A 21,150-nucleotide genomic window follows, 5' to 3' on the forward strand; every position below is an offset into this window, starting at 1 on the left:
GCGGCGTACAGATGTGGTTGATAACTTAAGCCATTAAGGTCAGCTGTCATGGTCTTCTAATCAGAGATTGATTTAATTTGAGTGATGTTAGCTGTAATTCCAACGCTTCATGAATCAGATCTGCTGTCATATCATCAGATACTTTAACGTAAGCCTTACGGCAACTTTGACCCGGTAAGGTTGCCCTTACCGGGTTATTGTGAGTGGTTTGATAACGCTTTCTTCCCCCCTGAGCTGTACTTCACATAAGTTTTATTAACTTATTATGTTTATACTTTGTATTGCCTGGTGAAAGCCCGGGGCAGTTGTGTTTAGTTCAATAGGAGTGCGCTGTATTGCAACTCCAGATTATTAAGGAAATCCAGCTGATCATGTATGAATTTGGTCAGATCTTGCTGGCCGGTTTTACTGTCTATTGTCTCCTGTAATTGATTAGCAAATATACTCCATACTTGTGCCAGTGTTGTTGCTTGGTTCAGTAGTGTGGTGCGCTCTGTCTCGATTTGCTGTGCAGCGCCGATACCGGTAATCCGCTTTTCTGTCTCTTTCAGTTGAGTTTTCAGGTTATCGGACACTTTATTTAATTGAGTGATTTGCTTATCCAGTTTGGATCTGGCATCGGCTAATTCTATATATTTGAGCCCCTTAGAAATATTGTCGAGAATCTTTTTGGCGATTTCAATTCCCTGCTTAAGTGCCTGCTTGATGGCCTCTTTTTTAGGGTTGCTTATGTCCAATTTGTCCACTTCGCTGGCATTGGGAATGTAGTCCTTGAACATGTCAGCCAGATTGTATTGGCGAATGATATCTTGGCTTTCGATGATTTTGTCGCGGTCTTCGGTCAGTTTGGCTTTTTTCTGCTCTTTCTGGGCAATATCGGCTTGCAGTTCCGCTTTTCGTGCTTGTTCTTCTTCCAGGACTCCTCCCAGACGTTCTGAAATCACAACGTTACGCACATCGGCAATTTTGCAGGCCAACTGGTTAGCTTCATTGTGTAAGTTGAGAATAACGTTTTTGACATCTTTATTTAGATTGCGGACCTGCTCTAAACGTGCTTCTAACAGCGTCTCCCGGGTTTCATCGTCCAGCTCAGAATTTTCCAGCTCTGCATCAATTTCGAGGATGGTCTGAAAGTATTCTTGAGGGGGGAGCTGCCGCAGGACAGTTTGCAGGTGAGGCACAGAGATACGTACTGTTTCGTCAAGATCACGGCTGTATATGCCGACCCGCAGCGTTTTTTCCTGGATTATTTCAATGCCTGAAGTTTGCTGTTGCACCAGACGCCAGATGTTTTTCACCGCTTGATTCAAGGTTTTTATGTTGATTTCTGGATAAGCAGCAGAGTTTTGTGGAAAAGTAATAATTTCAGTCATTTTAATGCTCCTTTTTTCTATTTCCTATGTAATACACGGGGAATGTGATTAGTTATAGCGTTGTTTGTATTCTTTCAGCGCTTCATCGAAAACCTTGACTAATTGTTTAGCGGAACCTTCTACCTCTTTCCAAGGGCTTATTACTTGCTGGAATTTAGTGATAAAAGAGGTCAGTTTCAGTGCGTCGTTAATTTCGGCGAATTTATCCTTGGAGGCATTGATCTGAGTTAGCATGGATTGCCACATGTAATCCAGGTGGTTCAGTGCGATTTCTGCATCCAGCAAACGGGTATCAATGTCGCTAAAATCGATAGATAAATTGGTCATAGATTCTTGCAATGCACGTTTACCTTTGATGCTTTCTTCCAGGCTGCGCACTTCTTCGATCAATGCGTTTTTCCGTTTACGTACTTCCTCTGCCTTAGCACCAAAAATACCACCTGTAATAGCAAGGCCGATAAGCCCAGCAGCGATGCCGGAGAAAGCCAAGCCCACGAATTTGTCGTAGTCTTTCTTAAGTTGAGTGATTTCTTCTTTCTTCTCGATAATTTTTTCATCCAGATCTTTGATGCCAACTGACATCTTATTGTCTTTCATCAGTTTTTTCTTATTTTCTACCTGTGGCTGTAAACCAAATGCAATGCCGCCATTTGAGAGTCTGCCGCCGATCAGTTTTAGCTTGAAATCAGATACTTCGGTTTTGACCTTCTTAGTTTTCTGCTGCTGTTTTTGAATATCGTTCTTCATGTTATCCAGAATTTCTTCCAGCGCGTGCGACACCTCTTTATCTTCATTGGTGTAGGTGATACTGGCTAATTGCCTATCCGATAACTCTCCCAGTTTTTTCTTTATACGTTCAATAATTGGCATCTCATTAATGATGCTGATGATGTTCCCTCCGGTCTCGGTAATTTGTTTACCGACAATCTCCAGATCCATACTCTGTTGCATAATATTGTTTTCCACTCCGCTCCAGCTAAGTGAGTGAGTGCGGATTTCTTCAAATAAAGTATGAATATCTTCTGGTTCCAGTCCAGGAATATCGACCTTTTGGTAGCCTAGATAGTTTTTCACTTCCGCCAGATTAAAAGGCAGTGAAAGGCCCTTCTTAACATACAGTTTGATATTAATAAGGTCTTCTTTGGTAAATATTCCGCCGGGGCGGGCAACACCTGCTTGTTTACCTGTCAGTAATTGCAAGGTAGTCGAGGGAATATCTGTTTCATTCAGTGTTTTTTCCGCTGGAAGTTGAGCTAATAACATATATTTCTCCATTTGTGGTTATTGCTTCATTGAAAAAATCATTAAATACATCAAGGCACAACCGGATGTCATAATACCCATGTTGTTGAATTTTCGTTGTATTTTTTATTGAATAATCTTAATTAAAAATACATTGATTAGCGTGATTGTTTGTTGAAAAAACAGTTTAATTCATAATTTAAATTAAACATTTGTTTGTATTTTAATCGACATTAAATGTGGGTATTTTAAGTATATAAATATAATATTTTCGGGGTTAAATGTTGTTAATTTTTGTTTTTTTGGTTGTTTATTATTAAAATAATACTTTGGTTTTCTTATTTATTCGTTATGGATTTTTATGTTCTTTCTTGATGTTAGCATGAAAAATATGAAATATTTAAATGCTATTTATGTGAAAATGTATGTTAAAACAAATAATTACATTTGTATTGTTATGTGATGATTATATAATCTCTTCCTTTCTGATTTAAAAGGCAGGTAATAGGGTCTTTTTATAAAGGATGAGCTGGATGTTTTTTGATTTACCGTTTATGGCGTGTTTAAAAATTGGATAAAATTGCACCCTATTATCTTGTGTCATGGAATAAAGATTTAGATCCCTATTTTAACTAAAGTTTTAATTGTTCATATAATGGCCTGAATTAACAAGTAAGGGGGGTGTTTTTATAATTCTATTTTACTATTGTACAAATAATATATGTTTTTTAGAGAAAGTATTTTATTCTGAAAATAAAGGTTTATTTTGTTTTCTGGCTTATAATAACGGTCTTTATTTAGTAAATTTTTAGCAGTAAGTGAAAGAGTTGCTTTGTTGAAAATTACATAGTGCAAATTGATCATATTAATGAATTTAATATTCGTTATCGGGAAGAGCAAAACATCTGATTTGTTCTGTTTCAGCATTGGAGAGCGCCTTCGTTGCTAACGGAATTGAACACGTATAACTATACAAATAATCAGGGCTTTAATTATTATTAATGCTCCGTATAATCCTACTTTTTATCATGTCTTTTGGGGCAAAGGTTGTAAATCAAGTTGCCAAGGTGGTCGTTGGTGCAGGCAAAGGCTGGAGAAGGTAGTGATAGCGTAAGGTTCAATTAACGTTGGGTGAATCCTTATCTGTTGAACAGTTTATGGTCGTAAATTGTCAGATAAAGTTCTGTAGTCAGCGAAAACAAGTCTTCGATTAAATGGCAATTCATTGAACTAGGATAAAGAAAAAATTATCCGTACCGTTAGGCTGACAGTGAGCTTTTATCAATGTTTTTTTGAGTAAAATATGTCAAACAGCGCATTTAACCGCCGCTGGGCGGAACTTTTATTGGAAGCACTTACCCGCCACGGATTACGTCATGTTTGTATTGCGCCAGGTTCACGTTCCACGCCTTTAACAATGGCTGCGGCGGAGAATAACAAACTGATTTGTCATACCCATTTTGATGAACGCGGATTAGGCTATCTGGCATTGGGATTATCCAAAGCAAGTAAAGAGCCGGTCGCGGTTATCGTCACTTCTGGGACGGCGGTGGCAAACCTCTATCCTTCATTAATCGAAGCTGGCTTAACGGGTGAACGCGTGGTTTTCCTGACTGCCGATCGGCCACCCGAATTGATGGATTGCGGTGCGAATCAAGCTATTCATCAGCAGGGTATTTTTGCTTCTTATCCATCCCAGACAATTTCTTTGCCAAGACCAACAGACGATATTGCTGCAAGCTGGCTGGTTTCTGTTATAGATAATGGAATGGCGAACTTGCAACACGGGGCTTTGCACATTAACTGCCCATTCGCGGAGCCGTTATACGGTAATGAAGAGCCTTCTTATTATGAGTGGCAGCAACAGTTAGGCAACTGGTGGAAAAGTAACAAGCCTTGGTTAAGTCACCCGGCGGCTTGTGCGGTGGCAGAAGTGCCAGATTGGAGCTATTGGCAACAGAAACAAGGGGTTGTACTGGCTGGCCTCATGAGTGCTGAAGAGGGGGTTTGTGTTGCTGAATGGGCAAAAATATTAGGTTGGCCGCTGATTGGTAATGCGCTTTCACAAACCGGGCAACCATTGCCTTGCGCTGATTTATGGTTGGATAATCCTCACGTACAGACAATTTTGGCGCAAGCGCAACTGGTGGTCCAGTTTGGTTCCAGTCTGATAGGAAAAAGCCTGTTACAGTGGCAGGCTAAATGCCAGCCGGAGGAGTATTGGGTTATTGCGCCAGTTCCTGGCCGGCTTGATCCCGCCAATCATCGTGGTAGAAAATTAACCTGCAATATTGCTGACTGGTTACTGGTGCATCCGGCACAATCGCGTACCTCGTGGGCAGAAGAGCTCATGATCTGGTCAGAGAAAGCGGTAAACTGCGTCAGAACAGAATTAGCAGGGAAGTTCAGTGAAGCCGCTGTAGCTTATCAATTACATGAATTACTGCCTGAATATGGACAGTTATTTGTGGGGAACAGCCTGATTGTTCGTTTGATCGATGCACTTGGGCAATTACCGGCAGGGTATCCGGTCTACAGTAACCGGGGGGCAAGTGGTATTGATGGATTGATTTCCACTGCGGCAGGCGTGCAACGGGCAACGGCAAAGCCAACGCTGGCGATTATCGGTGATTTATCCACACTTTATGATCTGAATGGCCTGGCATTGCTGCGTCATCCTTCCGCGCCAACCGTATTAATCGTGGTAAATAATAATGGCGGACAAATTTTCTCTTTACTGCCTACGCCGGAAGAAGAAAGGCAACGTTTTTACTGTATGCCTCAACATGTTAATTTCGATCATGCGGCGGCGATGTTCGGTTTGAATTATGCCAGTCCACAAAGCTGGACTGAATTGCGACAATGTATTGATCAGGCATGGCAACAAAATGAAACCACACTGATTGAGCTGAAAGTGCCGGGTAGAGAAGGGGCTGAGTGTTTGCAACAGCTTTTAAAACAGGTGGCTATGTTGTGAGTCTGGCTGGTCGCAAGTTCAACAGTCATAATGACCGTCCCTGGCTGGTGTGGTTGCATGGATTATTGGGTAGTGGTGATGAGTGGTTGCCATTAGTGAATCTGTGCGCTCAGTATCCCTCATTGGTAATCGATCTGCCTGGTCATGGTGATTCCAGGGATATTCAGGTAAAAGATTTCACCGATATGAGCCGTCTGCTGTCTGAAACGTTAACGGAACAGCAAATTGATAAATACTGGCTGATTGGCTACTCCTTAGGAGGTCGTATTGCCATGAATCATGTCTGTTATGGTGATATTCAGGGATTGTGTGGGTTACTGATTGAAGGAGGAAACCCTGGTTTGTTCTCCCAACAGGAAAGAAATGCCCGTCTTGAACATGATAGACGTTGGGCCAGACGTTTTCGTTCTCAGCCGATTGAACAGGTTTTGTCCGATTGGTATCAGCAGGCGGTTTTTTCTGATCTACTCCCTGAACAGCGTCGGCAACTGATTAAAATGCGCAGTTATAATCATGGCGGTGGTGTGGCTGATATGCTGGAAAATACCTCGCTGGGATACCAACCCTGGCTGGTGCCTGAACTGCAACAACTGGCGTTACCTTTTGCATATCTGTGTGGTGAAAAAGACGAAAAATTTCAGCAATTAGCAAAGTACTGCGCTTTACCACTGCAAACCATTGCGCATGTTGGGCATAATGCTCACCGATCGAACGCGGCGGCGTTTGCTGCGGCAGTAAACCATTTTTTATCACTCTTTGATTGAAGGAATACGAATATGATTTACCCGAGAGAAGAAGAGCTGTATGCCCCGATTGAATGGCGGGATTGCTCTGAAGAATTTGAAGATATTTTTTATCACAAATCCATCGATGGCATTGCTAAAATCACCATCAATCGCCCGCAAGTACGTAATGCGTTCCGTCCATTGACTGTTCAAGAGATGATGCAAGCGCTGGATGATGCCCGTTATGATGACACTATCGGTGTGATTATTCTGACCGGCATGGGTGAAAAAGCCTTTTGTGCTGGTGGCGATCAAAAAGTCCGGGGTGACTACGGCGGTTATCAAGATGCCAGAGGTACCCATCATCTGAATGTGTTGGATTTTCAGCGTCAGATCCGTACTTGTCCAAAACCCGTCGTTGCTATGGTGTCCGGATATGCGATTGGGGGCGGTCATGTATTGCACCTGGTGTGTGATCTGACTATCGCGGCTGATAACGCTATTTTTGGTCAGACTGGGCCTAAAGTGGGCTCTTTTGACGGCGGTTGGGGGGCATCTTATATGGCACGGGTTGTCGGTCAGAAAAAAGCCCGTGAAATCTGGTTCCTGTGTCGTCAATATGATGCTAAACAAGCACTGGATATGGGGCTGATTAACACTGTTGTACCTTATGCAGATCTGGAAAAAGAGACTGTCCGCTGGTGCCGTGAAATGCTGGAAAATAGTCCAATAGCCTTGCGTTGCTTGAAGGCGGCGCTAAATGCTGATTGTGACGGTCAGGCCGGATTGCAGGAGCTGGCCGGTAACGCCACTATGCTTTTCTACATGACAGAAGAAGGTCAGGAAGGGCGTAACGCTTTCAATGAGAAACGCCAACCTGATTTCAGCAAATTTAAACGTAACCCATAATGCGTACTGCAACTTTATATCGGTTCAGACTGCCGATGGAGGCTGGCGTTATCCTGCGATATCAGCGGCTTAAAACCCGTGATGGCTTTTTGGTTCACTTGCAGGAAAATAGTCAACAGGGATGGGGCGAGATTTCCCCCCTGCCGGAATTCAGCAAAGAAACGGTTGAGCAGGCGGGGGAAGCTGCGGTGGAATGGCTTAAACAGTGGCGTCTTGGTGCTGAACCGGGCGAAAGTGAACTGCCTTCTGTCGCATTTGGGATTAGCTGTGCATTAGCTGAATTACAGGGTGAATTGCCGAAAGACGCTGATTACCGGAAAGCGCCACTGTGTCACGGTGATCCTGATGAACTGATTGTTCGTCTCAGTGAAATGAATGGGCAAAAAGTTGCCAAAGTGAAAGTCGGGCTGTATGAAGCGGTGCGTGACGGTATGGTGGTTAATGTTCTGCTGGAAGCTGTACCGGATTTATCTTTGCGACTGGATGCTAACCGTAGTTGGAACCGTGCTAAAGCGGATGGTTTCGCTAAATATGTCGATCCTGATTACCGTCACCGGATTGCCTTTTTGGAGGAACCTTGCCAAACCCCGGCAGAATCTCTCGCTTTTGCCCGTGATACTGGGATCGCCATTGCTTGGGATGAAAGTCTCCGTGATGAAGGTTTCAACGTGGAGGCTGAGGAAGGTGTTGCGGCGATTGTGATCAAGCCTACCTTGACAGGAAGCCTTGCCCGTTGCCGTCAGTTAATTTCAACAGCGCACAATGCCGGATTGGAAGCGGTGATCAGCTCCAGTATTGAAACCAGTTTTGGTCTGACTCAGCTTGCCCGCATTGCTCATTGGCTGACGCCTGCGACCATTCCAGGGTTGGATACGTTGGCACTTATTCAGTTTCAGTTAGTACGCCGCTGGCCGGATAGTCCGATTCCAGTGACCGGATTGGATGAATTGGACATCGCATGGTGCAGTTAAATCCATTTACCCAGTGGCCGTGGCGCTACTGGGCATCTTTTAGCCCCGAAAAGATCGCCATTCGGTTGTGTGATCGCGTTTTAAACTGGCATCAGTTGGTTGCTGCTTTGGATGCGATTGCGGCAAATTTCCGCCAACAGGGGGTAATTGAAGGAAGTGGCGTCATGCTGCGGGGGAAAAATAGCGAACAGATGTTGCTGGGTTATCTCGCAGCACTACAGTGTGGCGCACGGGTGTTGCCACTGAATCCTCAGTTGCCAGAAGTACTGCTGTCTGAATTACTGCCTCATCTGAATATTGATTTTGTTGCTGATTTCTGTGGTGACGACTTGCCCGTAATAGATGCCAGATCCCTTGATTGGGCAAGTGAACCACTGAATTCTGATGATAACTCAGTAGCATGGGACGCAATGCGTCCTGCCAGTATGATTTTGACTTCCGGCTCTTCCGGGTTACCTAAAGCTGCCGTTCACTCAATTCATGCGCATTTTTCCAGTGCGCGGGATGTCCTTTCTGTGATGAATTTTCAGCAGCAAGATAGCTGGTTGCTCTCATTGCCGCTGTTTCATGTATCTGGTCAGGGGATTATCTGGCGTTGGTTAATGAAAGGGGCTGCTCTGGTATTGAAAAATATCAATCCACTGGAGCAGGCTTTAGCCGATTGTACTCACGCTTCATTGGTTCCGACTCAGCTCTGGCGGTTACTGGAGCAGTCGCAAAATCAACCACCGAATTTGAAGGAAGTGCTGCTGGGTGGGGCGATGATCCCCGTAGAATTGACGCAAAGGGCAGAGCAGCAAGGTATTCGTTGTTGGTGTAGTTATGGTTTAACCGAACTGGCTTCAACGGTATGCGTTAAACGGTCAGATGAGTTTCCCGGTGTGGGAAATCCATTACCGGGTAAGGAAGTTCGGTTGATCAAGGAGGAGATTCAAATTCGTTCTGACAGCCTAGCCTGTGGATATTGGCTGGATGGCAAATTACAACCATTGGCTGATCGTGATGGCTGGTTTCATACCCGTGATCGGGGAGTGATACAGCAGGGTGAATTACGAATACTTGGCCGGATGGATAATCAGTTTTTCAGCGGTGGAGAAGGCATTCAACCGGAAGAGATTGAACGAATGATCAATACCTATCCGCAGGTAGAACAAAGTTTTGCGGTTCCTGTGCCCGATCCTGAATTTGGTTATCGCCCTGTCGTTGTCATTGATAGTAACTCGCCTGAAATTATTGATTTATTACCTGAATGGTTGATTGATAAACTGGCCGCTTTTCAGCGCCCGGCAGCTTACTATCTCTTACCTCAGCAGTTTAAAAACGACGGTATTAAAATTTCCCGTCAGCAGATCAAAAAATGGGTATTGGATTTACCTGGTTTCTCTTGAGCTATTTTGATTTGCTATCAATATGCTGAATTTCGTACTGCCCATTATCACTAATGGAGTCATGGGCAGAGATAATTAATGATATGGTGTTGTTAGCAATCAGTCTTTAATTTTTGCAGCGCTTTTTCGACACCAGCACCATATTCTGGGTGAACTTTTCTAAATAGCTCAACCTGACGGCGTTGAGTCTCTTCATGTGCTTGTGACAGTTCACTGGCGATACGGTCGAACATACGCTGATGCTCTTTACCGCTGATTAAGTTATACAGTGCGCGGGGCTGACTGAAATAATCTTCATCTTTACGGTGGTTCCAGTGGTCAGCATCTCCTTCTAAAGACAATGATGGGTGTTTGAATTCAGGTTGTTCTTGGAACAACCCGGCGTTGTTTGGTTCATAAGTCACCGTGTTTCCGCTGTTACCATCCACGCGCATTGCACCATCACGGTGGTAATTATGGAACGGACAACGAGGTGTATTAACCGGAATTTGATGGTGGTTAACACCAAGACGATAACGTTGAGCATCACCATAGGAAAACAGGCGACCCTGTAACATCTTATCAGGGGAGAAACTGATACCTGGCACGACATTCGCAGGGTTGAAAGCGGCCTGTTCGACTTCTGAGAAGTAGTTCTCAGGGTTACGGGTCAGCTCGAAATAACCGACATCAAGCATTGGGTAATCGCCATGAGGCCATACTTTTGTCAAATCAAACGGATTGTATGGCACCTGAGAAACGTCTTTCTCTGGCATAATCTGAACCTTTAATTTCCAGCGTGGATAGTCTTCTTGTTCAATTGCGGTAAACAAGTCACGCTGAGAACTTTCGCGATCTTTACCGACCAGCGCTTCCACTTCATCATCCAACAGATTTTTAATGCCCTGTTGACAACGGAAATGGAATTTCACCCAGAAACGTTCATTATCGGAGTTGATAAAGCTGAATGCATGGCTACCAAAACCGTGCATATGGCGGAAAGATCTGGGTATACCACGGTCACTGAAATCAATGGTTAATTGATGCAGCGATTCAGGTTGATGAGAGAAGAAATCCCATTTATAGGCGGGATTACGCAGGTTGGTATGTGGATCACGTTTAACAACATGGTTAAGATCTGGGAATTTCAGGGGATCACGAAGATAGAATATCGGGGTATTGTTACCGACTAAATCCCAGTTACCTTCTTCGGTATAGAACTTAAGTGCAAAACCACGAATATCACGTTCCGCATCTGCTGCCCCGCGCTCACCGGCGACGGTTGAGAAACGGGCAAACATGTCTGTTTTTTTGCCTATTTCAGAGAAAATCTTAGCTTTGGTGTACTTAGTGATATCGTGAGTAACGACAAAGGTTCCATAAGCTCCAGAACCTTTGGCGTGCATACGGCGCTCTGGAATAACTTCACGGTCAAAATGGGCAAGTTTTTCTAAGAACCAAACATCTTGTAGCAACATAGGACCCCGTTGGCCTGCGGTTATGACATTATTATTGTCAACGACAGGGGCTCCGGCATTCGTTGTAAGTCCTCTCTTTTTCATCACACTTCTCCTGTTTTACATGAAAAAAAACAGCGTAATCGCTGATTAAAAAAAACAGTTCTGGTCAAATGTTAAAATTCAAATGTTGTGTTTTTTCTATAAGTTATTTATTGTTTTTTTCTTTACTGTTTAATATAAAATTATTTATATAGTTAATTATTAAGTAAATGAAATGAAAAATTCACACATATTTAGTAAGTATAGATGATTCATTTCCTTTTGTTGTCTACAGGTTTAGTTCTATTTAAGTAAGATACTTAACATTAAGTAAATAAAGAGGAAATATATGAAGACTTATCTTGCCGCAGCAGCAACCAGTTTATTGTTCATTGCCGGGACAGCAAATGCGATTTCGGTGAATGTTCAGGCTGGTCGCCATTTCACCAATACTTCAGCGGCAATTGGTGATAACAGTGCTGGATTATCATTTAACGGTAACTGGGCACGCAGTGATCATAATGGGCAACTGGGAAGTTTGGGAACGGCCTTTAGTCTGCCCGTCGGCCCATTGACCGCTAGCATTGGCGGTAAGGTTCTTTATTTGTCACCTGATGATGGGAAAAAGGGTGAGGCATTGGCTGGTGGTGTGGGTTTGAGTTGGGCGGTTATGCCCTCTTTATCTCTGTACGGTGAAGTTTACGGTGCGCCATCCCGTTTAACTTCGGGCATTGATTCTTATACTGAAGTGACGGGTGGCTTGCGTTTTACCGTATTTAAGCCGTTGACAGTGGATGCAGGTTATCGAGTGATGAATATGAGAGGGAAAGAAGGTCACAGGGATAACAAATTGGCTGATGGGTTTTATGTTGGTGCTGGTTTAAATTTCTAAACTGTTTTTATGAACTCAGTCCGCATCATCTCTGATGCGGACAATGCCAAATTCGGGTTAACCCACTTCTGGCAGTAAGCCACTGACAATACCCATCTGGATAGCAATAACTGCGATTCCACAAAGAAATACCAGCACCAAAACGGGTTTTCCGCCTATTACCCGATAAGCTGTTTGTTCAATTTGGCGGCTGCGCCATGCCAGCATTGAAGGCAGTAGCAGAGCAAGAATAGACAGTGCTACAGCGGCGAAAGTCAGAGCCATAACAAAGTTTGGATAGTACAACGCGCAAAGCAAGGGGGGAACAAAAGTCATCACCCCTGTTTGCAGGCGGCCTGTTGCATTGTTACGGCGTTTGAACAGATCCGCCATGTAATCAAATAGACCTAAAGAGACACCAAGAAATGAGGTTGCCAGTGCCAGGTCAGCAAACAAACGGACAGCAAGCTCTACACGAGGAGTGGCAACGACGTCTCTCACGGCCTGTAACAGCCCATTCAGCCCTGCCTGTTCTGCCAGAATGCCGACAAAAGTATGGGAAGAAATCGCTCCCAGTGTTGTTAATTGCCACAAAATATAGGCAGTCAATGGGATAGCACTGCCGATAACAAATATTTTGCGTAACTTGCGGGTATCGCCGCCCATATAACTCACGATGCTTGGCACACTGCCGTGAAAGCCAAAAGAGGTGAATACTACGGGAATTGCTGATAATACCAGACCTTGCTCCAGGGGCATGGAGAGCAGATTAGTGTTTTTGATATGAGGCATCATGACTGCCAACATAATCACCAGGAAGATGATTTTTGCAGTAAACAGCAAGCGGTTAATCATATCGACAGATTGAGTACCGATAGTAACAACACAACCTGCGACCATGGTGAAAATCAGTATCCCGAATGAGATCGGAACAGGTTTATCCAGCCATGAAGACAGGCTGCCTGCAAGCAATTCACCGGCGCCGCTGATATAAGCGGTGGTCAGGGCATACATCAGGAATAACATACTGAAACCGGTAAGCCATTGACCACCCCGTCCCAGATAACGTTTTGCCACGGTTCCTAAACCGGTATCTGCCGGGCTGTACTGATAAACTTCCACCAGTAATAAAGCGGTATAGCTCATCAAAACCCAAAGAGCGACTAACATTACGAAGGTTGTCCCAAAACCAACACCGGCCGCAGCCAGTGGCATAGCCAGCATCCCTGCGCCAATTGTCGTCCCGGCGACGATAAAAATACTGCCAATAGTACGATTCTTCACGCTTTCCTCTGCTTATAAACTGATTGAAATAGTTATGGAAAGGAGGCTAAAGGATTAAGTTATTTCTGTCAAATAATGGTTACAGTATGTGTAAATAAATAATTACATTATGGGTGTTTGTATTATTCTGGATTGTGTATTTCGTTAAGTATGGAAAGTTACTAATTCTATTAAGTGTTAATAAATAAGGTTATTGATCACATTTAAAAGTAATATTCATTATTATTATCTGAATTGACGGGTAAGATAAGACATTATTAATTCTTTTAACAATTAACTTATTGTGAAATGAAATTTATCAATGGAAAGAATATTTGTTTGTCTTAGAAGATTCGCGGTATCTGTTGTGTTAGCTATAGCTATATCAGGGGAGGCTTATGCTTCAGAGTTTATTAGCCCCGCAGATCAGGAGATTATCACTCAACAACAGAAGGTATTGCTGCAGCAAGCTCAACAGCAGCGTGATGCTATGCGTAATAACATTACCTTATCTCCATCTTTAGAGCCCAAGCCTGATGGAGTTGAATCTATTTGCCATACTATTAACCATATTCAATTTGACAGTGTTGAAAGCCTTTCCCGATCAGTGCGGGAAGATTTAACACGGCCTTATTTATCCCGTTGTTTAACCTTGCAGGATATCAATGGGCTGGTGCGTAAAGTATCGAATGCCTATATCGAACGGGGTTATGTCACTTCCCGCGCTGGACTCAGGGCGCAGGATTTATCTACCGGTATCCTCATTATTACCGTGAGCGAAGGTAAAGTTGAATCAATCAGCCTTGACGATGAAACACCGCTCTCATTGAAAATGGCCTTTCCGGGAATAGTTGGTAAAACGTTGAATCTACGGGATATTGAACAAGGGATGGAACAACTTAACCGGCTTCCTTCCCAACAGATGACGATTGATATTCAGCCCGGAAAGCAACCCGGTTATTCTGCGATTATCTTGAAACGAGTATCACATCGTGTGTCGGTCAGTGCCAGCTTTGGAACGGATAACAGTGGTCAAAAAAGTACAGGCACTGGACAAATCAATGTCAGTGTGAGTTTGGATAATCTATTACATTTTGCTGAACAGTGGTCATTATCAGCCAGCCGTAACAGTGACTTTCGTAATAACCACCAGAGCCGGAGCCTCTCTTCCTATGTAACAATTCCTTATGGCTACTGGCTGTTTACCTACCAATATTTGTGGAATGATTCTTTTCAAATCATTCCGATCGACTCACAAATCTATCGCTATGAAGGTGACAGCCAAACTCATCGGCTGGTGGTAAATCGGACGTTATATCGTGACGGTAAGCAGAAACTGGTACTGAATGTAGGAATGACGCGCCGTCAGACGACCAACGTGATGGCGGGAAAGAAATTATCTATTAGCAGTCCGACATTAAGTGTTATCAACTTTGGCGTTAATTACAGTTCAGTACTGGCGGGTGGTTATATCACTTTCAATCCTGTACTGAGTCGTGGCCTATCCGTGTTAGGTGCTACAAAAGATGACCCACATTTCCCCGATACTCCACGGAGTCAATTTCGCAAATTCAGTCTGAGTGCTAGCTATTTTATTCCGGTCACGGATTCCATTTATTACCTCTCATCCATTTACGGCCAGACCACATTGGACAACCTTTACGCCAGCGAACGCCTCTCATTGGGCGGGCAATACTCCGTTCGGGGGTTTAAAGAGCAATACCTTACCGGTAATCGCGGTGGATATTTGCGCAACGAATTGAATTGGCAGGTGTCAAAGTTTTCCGCACTGGGTGAACTGGCCTTAATCGGTGCGTTGGATGCCGGTTGGTTACAGAAAAAAACAGGACAAATTGATGGCGGTAACGTTGCAGGTACTGCGCTTGGTGTCTCACTGACCAATCGCAGGTTCAGCCAGATGATGACTTTAGGAACGCCATTGACCCACCCTAACCATCTGAAACCGGATAACTGGGTGGTTTACTGGTCTGCATCACTGATTTTTTAGTGATGTAATACAGGGAGTTATACCAATAACCTTGTACTTAAATTAAGAAAGGATAGAACGATGGATAGACGTAACAACCCTATGGCAAGGGGCGCTTGTTATCTTTTAATTTATCTGACCGCAGTATATCCCCTTCATCCGGCTATAGCCGCTGGGATCACGCCTGATAATAATCATACTCAGGTACAAAACCAGGGCAATATCCCGGTTGTGAATATTGCTACTCCTAATGGAGCAGGGATATCTCACAACACCTATAAAGAGTTTAATGTTGCTACTCAGGGCGCTGTACTCAATAACGCCACTCAGGCGGCTAAATCACAATTAGCCGGGCAGATAAATGCAAACAGCAACTTGAAAGGTAAAGCAGCCGAATTAATTATTAATGAAGTCACCGGTAACGGGCGGTCTGACCTTCAGGGCAAATTGGAGGTGGTAGGTAATAAAGCCAATGTGATGATTGCCAACCCTAACGGCATTACCTGTGATGGCTGTGGCTTTATTAATACCTCCAGCGCAACACTGACTACCGGGAAACCTCAGTTTGACAAACAGGGTGCATTGGAAGCATTGGAAGTCAAAAAAGGCCAAATTACGATTGGTGGTAAAGGGTTGGATGGCAAGGCGACAGATTATATTGACATTATCAGCCGGGCGACTGAGTTAAATGGAAAAATTCAGGCTAACAACTTGTCTTTTACACAGGGCGCTAATCGGATTGATTTTAACGATGGCACAGTGAAAAAAATCACAGGGGAAGGCGCTAAACCTCAATTAGCCGTTGATACCAAAGCATTAGGCGGCATGTATGCCAATAAAATTCGTTTGGTTGCTACTGAAGATGGCGTTGGGGTTAACTTGAAAGATTTAACCAGCGACCAGCGTGATATTACTTTAAATGTTAATGGTAAAATTGAACTGGGAAATGCCAAAGCTAAAACGGATTTTAATCTTAGTGCCAGAGAAACTCATATCGCTCCCAATATTAAGATACAGGCAGAACGGGATATTACCTTGGCAAACACGGCACTGGAGAATAAAGGCAGCGTAACCGCTGGTCGGGATATGCGGGTATTCGGTGACACCGTGCGTAATACCGGTGATAAAGCCTTGCTGCAAGCCAACAATAATATGTGGATACAAAAAGATGCACAGGGAAATAAAGGTCAGTTAGTCGAGAATAGATCGGCAACGATAAAAACCGTGAAGGGGGATTTGGTTGTCAGGACTAATGCGCTGAATAATGCCCGCAGTATCTATTATTTTGAAAAAAGAGAAATAGCACCCAACCCGGCAGATAAGAATTTCAACATTCTCGAAGCGCAATATAAGCATGGACATAATTTAAAAAGTATGCAACCCAGTGTTCTCACATCGGGTGGAAATATTTATATTAACAGTGATATATTATCAAATCAGGAATTGAGCAAAATTGAAGCCGAAAAAGATATTTTCTTAACCGGAAAAAAACTTTTAAATACAAGCAGAATATCTGAGGAAACATCAGGGTATCTTAATCTCTTTGAATACTTCCCTAAGGACACTTATGTATCTATAACCGATTCACTTAATACCCCCTCCGGTATCTATAAACTTTCTTCTAATAAGATCCTTGAAAAAATCAACACATATCACCAATGGGATGATAAAAGTTATCATATTTTATCGCCAGGTGAAGTAAAATATGATATAAAAAAAGACAACCTTATTCTTGAACGGGCAAGTATCATAGCAAAAGGTAATCTTATCGCTGACTTTAGCGACAGCATTAATATTGATACTGACTACCCTCATAAATCCCCTTCTGGTTTAGGTTTATTCAATGATCGCCCAATCGACAGTGAAAAACTGCCAGAAATATTGTCAGCTAAAAATATCTTATTGCATGGTGGACAAATAACCCTCAAGGATAAAATTAGAGCCTTTGATGAATTAAATATTATTTCTGAGAACGATATTGTCCTCAAGAATTCAATACTTTCATCACAAAATAGTTTATCTATTGCTGCCGTAAATAATATCAATATCTGGAAAAGTAATATAAAAGGAAGGGATGTCACTGCTATCAGCCGTAATGGCGACATTCAGTTTAAGAATGGTGATCAATTCGGTTATCTCTGGGGCCAATATGCTACTGGCGATCACCCAGCATCAAACAAGTTAGGTGCTAGCGGTAATTTAACTATCAACGCCGGTAAAAACCTTCTTTTACAAAATGTCTATTTACAGCCGAGTAAAAATATATCTCTGATAGCCAACAGTGATGTTACGATAGAAAACCATGCAGATACCTATATTTTTGCAAAATCAAAGAAAAGAAATGAGCGCTTACCTATAGCAGGCATGTTGAATGCCTCAGAATCATTGACGATTAACGCCGGGGGTAATCTTTATGCTAAAGGCTCAGATATGTCAGCCGGAAAAGATATTTATTTAAGTGCGGCAAAACAGATTGATCTGAGTTCTGCTGAATTAGGAGATCGGGGAAGTCTTCTCATACCCAGCGACTCATCAGAACTCAGCAGCAAAATTTTTGCAAAGAATAATATCAGCATAATGAGCGGTGGTGATATTCATGGGAAAGCTATTCAGATACAGGCTAACGGTAACACATTATTATCCGCAGGAGGAAATATCACATTGCCTTCCCTTGCTTATTCTGCAATTAACAAGGCGAATGATAACAACAAAGATGACCGACATATTATTGCTCAAGTCCGTGGTGATAAAAAACTGACAATAGCGGCAAATGGTACCCTCACTACCGCGGGTACTAAATTGACTTCTGATGGTGATGTCACGCTCTCCTCCGGTGGCAATATGCGTTTTGAATCGGTACAGAATCACACCTACCGGGAAGGTAATAGGGAATTCACCGAATCGGTGACTCAGCAAGGCACTGAATTGACTAGCGGCGGTGTACTGACCGTTATCTCAGACGGTAGCATTCTTTTCCAGGCCACTAAACTGGCTACTAAAGGTGCGATGGATGTCGCGGCAAAAGGTGGCTATCTATACGCTCAGGCGATGGAAGAATCCAGCCACTATGAGAAAACAGAGACAAAGCGTAAATGGTATGGCAAGAAGAAAACCATTAAACGTACCCGTCATGATGTCACTAATAAAGTTACTGAATTTACCGCTGGTGGTGATATTAATCTGTTAAGCCGGGATGACAGTACTTATGAAGCCAGTAAAATCTCCACTAATAAAAATGCCAAACTGACCAGCACTCACGGTAAGGTCAATTTTAAAGCGGTAAAAAATACCACTTTCGAACAGACCATTACCAACTCTAAAGGCTTTTATATCAAACATAGGGATAAAGGTTATACCAAAGATACGTGGATTCTTCCTGCTATTCATATCGGCGGAAAACTTACTGTAGATGCAGCAAATGGTGTTAGCGCGGATATCAAAGCAAAAAATGGTCAGACATTACAGAATGCCATATCAATCTTCGGTAATACGCCGGAAACGGCTTGGCTGAAAGGACTCAGTGAACGTAAAGATGTTCAATGGAATTTGGTCAAAGATGCTTATAACAGTTGGGATCACAAGAGCCAGCATTTAAATCCGGTGGTTTCTGCGGTGATTGCTATTGCAGCGGCGGCGGCAACAGCAGGTAGTTCTCTGTCAGCATCTGTCGCATCTTATGCGGGTAATAGCGTTGCGGGTGGTGCGTTAACTGCGGGGATGTCATCACTGGCTGCACAGGCAGCTGTTGCTATTGTGGACAATCAGGGGGATATATCCAAAGCACTAAAAGTATTAGGTAGCAGTGATGCGGTTAAATCAACCATTACCTCAATGGCGATTGGGGGTGCCTTGGCCGGATTTGATTCCTACATGGGATGGGATAAAGCGGCTGATGGCACTACATTAGATCCCACAAAAGCGAAATTACCTCAAATCAGCAATGGTGACTGGAATAAAGTCATCCAGCGGGTCGCGGGTCAATCCATTATCAGTTCCAGCCTGAATACCACCATTAACGGCGGCAGTTTTAAAGATAATTTGACTACGGCTCTGTTGGCTAATATTGGCAGCCAGATTAACGCGGAAGGCGCCCGATTGATTGGTGATAATGGCGAGGTCCTGGGAGTGCCGGGCAAAACGTTAAGCCACGCTGTTGTCGCAGGTATCAGTGCTGAAATTGGCCGGGGGAATGCCAAAGGTGCAATGGCGGGGGCTTTGGCTGCGGAACTGGCGGGTATCATGATGGGAGATAATCTTATCAAAGCCGAAGAATGGGAGAAAACCTCGGAGCGACAAGCGCAAATTGCCCGTGCTTTTGGTGGTTTTGCCGGTGCGGTATTTACCGGTAAAGCAGACGGTGCTTATAGTGGCGCAAGCGGTGCGGAGAACACTTTCCGTTATAATTACCTGGCTCATCACCAGCAGCAATTAATGGAAAAAGAACTGGCGGCAGAATCCAACTACCTTAAAAAGGCGCAGATTTTTGCTAAATGGGGTTTGATGAGTGGTTCACAAGATGGTCATCTGGCGGCAGGTTTTGTCTCCGGTATTCCATCAGAACTCTATGATAGCGTGATGGCTATTGTCGGTGCGGTCTCTAATCCTTCGGAAGTCATTGAATCGCTCAGGACACTGTTAATTCAGGAAGATATGCCCGGCTTTATCTGGCAGGCAACAAAGGATAGTTATCTCAAGCAGCTTGATGTTGTCAAAGCCGAATATGAAAAAGCGGGTCCAGAGGGAGCCTATAATGCGGGGCTGGAGATAGGAAAACTGGTTACTGGAATAGCCAGTATGGCTGGCGGTGGCTTGGGGGCGGTTAAAGGATCTACGTCTGCCACGGCTAAGTTATCGAAAATCATCTCAAAAGATCCACACTCAGCAGTAGACATTCGTCATGTGTATCGGGTAGAAAAAGATGGAAGTCAGACCCAAATGGCGTGGGGAGAAGGGAACTATAAGCAGGGGTATCCTTTTGAGGACTTTGTTGCTACGCAGATGCCAGCAGGTTCTCGGTTGCCAGAGAATTTCAAAACTTTTGATTTTTATGATCCCGCTACACGTACAGCTATTAGTGTTAAAACTATAGATACACGTACACCAGCAAGGATAAAAGATCCCAAGCAGATATATACGTCAATGAAAGGGAATATTGATTCAGCGGCAGATTTCCGAGGGTACATTAAAGATGATAAAGAGGTAACATCTTCGATAATTTCACAACGAGAAATGCGTATTGCTGTACCGAAGACAACAACAGTAGATCAGTGGGAGCAAATTAATCGCGCTATAACTTATGGAACAGGTAAAAATGTTAACGTCAAAATCACGGTGGTGAAATAATGAGCGAAAATTTCAAACAAGGGTTAAATGCAAGAGTTAAATTTAATGGTGATTTCTATTCAGTACAAACCTATTCAGGCAATGGCTTATTGGGAGCAGATCCCTCAGGAAGTAACTATTTATTACAGCCAATTGTATCTGATCAAGAGTTGGGAAAGGCTGTGCTTGATGCTTTATCAAAAAGCAGACTAATCCCACTGGATAAGTATGGGGATTATTTTGATCATGATGCAAATGCTGAACAGTATAAAAATTGGATCACCGAGATGATGGAATCTTATGATTACCGTTCAAAACGGCAGTTATTTAAGAAAATGTTAAGCTGTGGTATCTGTATGCTTGATGGTCAAATAACGATCCGGCCATCCCGCCATGAAAAATTGGAAGGCTGGTCTGAAGATGGTATTTCTGAATCTGATCATGTCGTAATTTCTGCGGATAGTTCCCCTGAGGAAGTTGGAGCAGCATTACGATTGGCTTTTTCACGTTGTAGAAGTTATGTTTGACGATAAGGTAACAGTTTATTTTTGCATTGATTATTCATGATCTTTGATTTAGAGAGTTAATTAAGATGGACACGTAATCACTATTATGTGTCCGCTAATTATCTCGAAAAGATTCAA

13 protein-coding genes are annotated in these 21,150 nt (G+C 43.3%); 9 read left to right on the forward strand and 4 right to left on the reverse strand.

The window, feature by feature from the left end:
• Positions 1-311: 311 nt before the first annotated feature.
• Together ACUN2T_RS10045 and ACUN2T_RS10050 are read right to left on the reverse strand one after the other, a co-directional pair.
• Positions 312-1,373, reverse strand: a complete 1,062-nt coding sequence (locus ACUN2T_RS10045) for an alpha-xenorhabdolysin family binary toxin subunit B (RefSeq protein WP_445497331.1) — start codon at positions 1,371-1,373, stop codon at positions 312-314.
• Between the two features lie 48 nt (positions 1,374-1,421).
• Positions 1,422-2,648 carry an alpha-xenorhabdolysin family binary toxin subunit A gene (locus tag ACUN2T_RS10050; RefSeq protein WP_445497332.1) on the reverse strand — a complete coding sequence of 409 codons (1,227 nt, stop codon included), beginning with the start codon at positions 2,646-2,648 and terminating at the stop codon, positions 1,422-1,424.
• 1,270 nt (positions 2,649-3,918) lie between these two features.
• Here ACUN2T_RS10050 and menD point away from each other — a divergent pair.
• Genes menD through menE form a run of 5 tightly spaced genes read left to right on the forward strand, consistent with a single transcriptional unit; the run spans position 3,919 to position 9,585 of the window.
• Positions 3,919-5,592, forward strand: coding sequence for a 2-succinyl-5-enolpyruvyl-6-hydroxy-3-cyclohexene-1-carboxylic-acid synthase (gene menD, locus ACUN2T_RS10055; RefSeq protein ID WP_445497333.1), 1,674 nt, complete (start codon positions 3,919-3,921; stop codon positions 5,590-5,592).
• Entirely contained in the window at positions 5,589-6,356 is a 768-nt protein-coding gene (gene menH / locus ACUN2T_RS10060) for a 2-succinyl-6-hydroxy-2,4-cyclohexadiene-1-carboxylate synthase (protein WP_445497334.1), read from the forward strand. The genes menD and menH overlap by 4 nt, the downstream gene beginning before the upstream one ends.
• Positions 6,357-6,368: 12 nt before the next feature.
• Positions 6,369-7,226: a 1,4-dihydroxy-2-naphthoyl-CoA synthase gene (gene menB, locus ACUN2T_RS10065; RefSeq protein WP_445497335.1), complete on the forward strand. Its 858-nt coding sequence runs from the start codon at positions 6,369-6,371 to the stop codon at positions 7,224-7,226.
• Positions 7,226-8,197, forward strand: coding sequence for an o-succinylbenzoate synthase (menC, locus tag ACUN2T_RS10070; protein WP_445497336.1), 972 nt, complete (start codon positions 7,226-7,228; stop codon positions 8,195-8,197). Before menB ends, menC begins: the two co-directional genes overlap by 1 nt.
• Entirely contained in the window at positions 8,185-9,585 is a 1,401-nt protein-coding gene (gene menE / locus ACUN2T_RS10075) for an o-succinylbenzoate--CoA ligase (RefSeq protein WP_445497337.1), read from the forward strand. The genes menC and menE overlap by 13 nt, the downstream gene beginning before the upstream one ends.
• Positions 9,586-9,677: 92 nt before the next feature.
• Here menE and ACUN2T_RS10080 read toward each other — a convergent pair whose 3' ends face one another.
• Positions 9,678-11,126, reverse strand: coding sequence for a catalase (locus tag ACUN2T_RS10080; protein ID WP_445497338.1), 1,449 nt, complete (start codon positions 11,124-11,126; stop codon positions 9,678-9,680).
• Positions 11,127-11,412: 286 nt separating this feature from the next.
• Here ACUN2T_RS10080 and ACUN2T_RS10085 point away from each other — a divergent pair, with 286 nt between their 5' ends.
• Positions 11,413-11,955: a YfaZ family outer membrane protein gene (locus ACUN2T_RS10085; RefSeq protein WP_445497339.1), complete on the forward strand. Its 543-nt coding sequence runs from the start codon at positions 11,413-11,415 to the stop codon at positions 11,953-11,955.
• A gap of 57 nt (positions 11,956-12,012) precedes the next feature.
• On the opposite strand, the gene tyrP is transcribed toward ACUN2T_RS10085, so the two are convergent.
• Positions 12,013-13,158, reverse strand: coding sequence for a tyrosine transporter TyrP (gene tyrP / locus ACUN2T_RS10090; RefSeq protein WP_445497844.1), 1,146 nt, complete (start codon positions 13,156-13,158; stop codon positions 12,013-12,015).
• A 361-nt stretch (positions 13,159-13,519) separates the two neighbouring features.
• Between tyrP and ACUN2T_RS10095 the strand changes: the two genes are divergently transcribed.
• From ACUN2T_RS10095 to ACUN2T_RS10105, 3 genes are read left to right on the forward strand one after another with little or no spacing between them, the layout of a single operon-like run.
• Positions 13,520-15,205 (forward strand): ShlB/FhaC/HecB family hemolysin secretion/activation protein, encoded by a 1,686-nt coding sequence (locus ACUN2T_RS10095; RefSeq protein WP_445497340.1) that lies wholly within the window; start codon positions 13,520-13,522, stop codon positions 15,203-15,205.
• A 60-nt stretch (positions 15,206-15,265) separates the two neighbouring features.
• Positions 15,266-20,527 carry a DUF637 domain-containing protein gene (locus tag ACUN2T_RS10100; RefSeq protein WP_445497341.1) on the forward strand — a complete coding sequence of 1,754 codons (5,262 nt, stop codon included), beginning with the start codon at positions 15,266-15,268 and terminating at the stop codon, positions 20,525-20,527.
• Positions 20,527-21,033, forward strand: coding sequence for a contact-dependent growth inhibition system immunity protein (locus tag ACUN2T_RS10105; protein WP_350304324.1), 507 nt, complete (start codon positions 20,527-20,529; stop codon positions 21,031-21,033). Before ACUN2T_RS10100 ends, ACUN2T_RS10105 begins: the two co-directional genes overlap by 1 nt.
• Positions 21,034-21,150: the final 117 nt, after the last annotated feature.

It is taken from the genome of Photorhabdus machadonis (assembly GCF_052657765.1).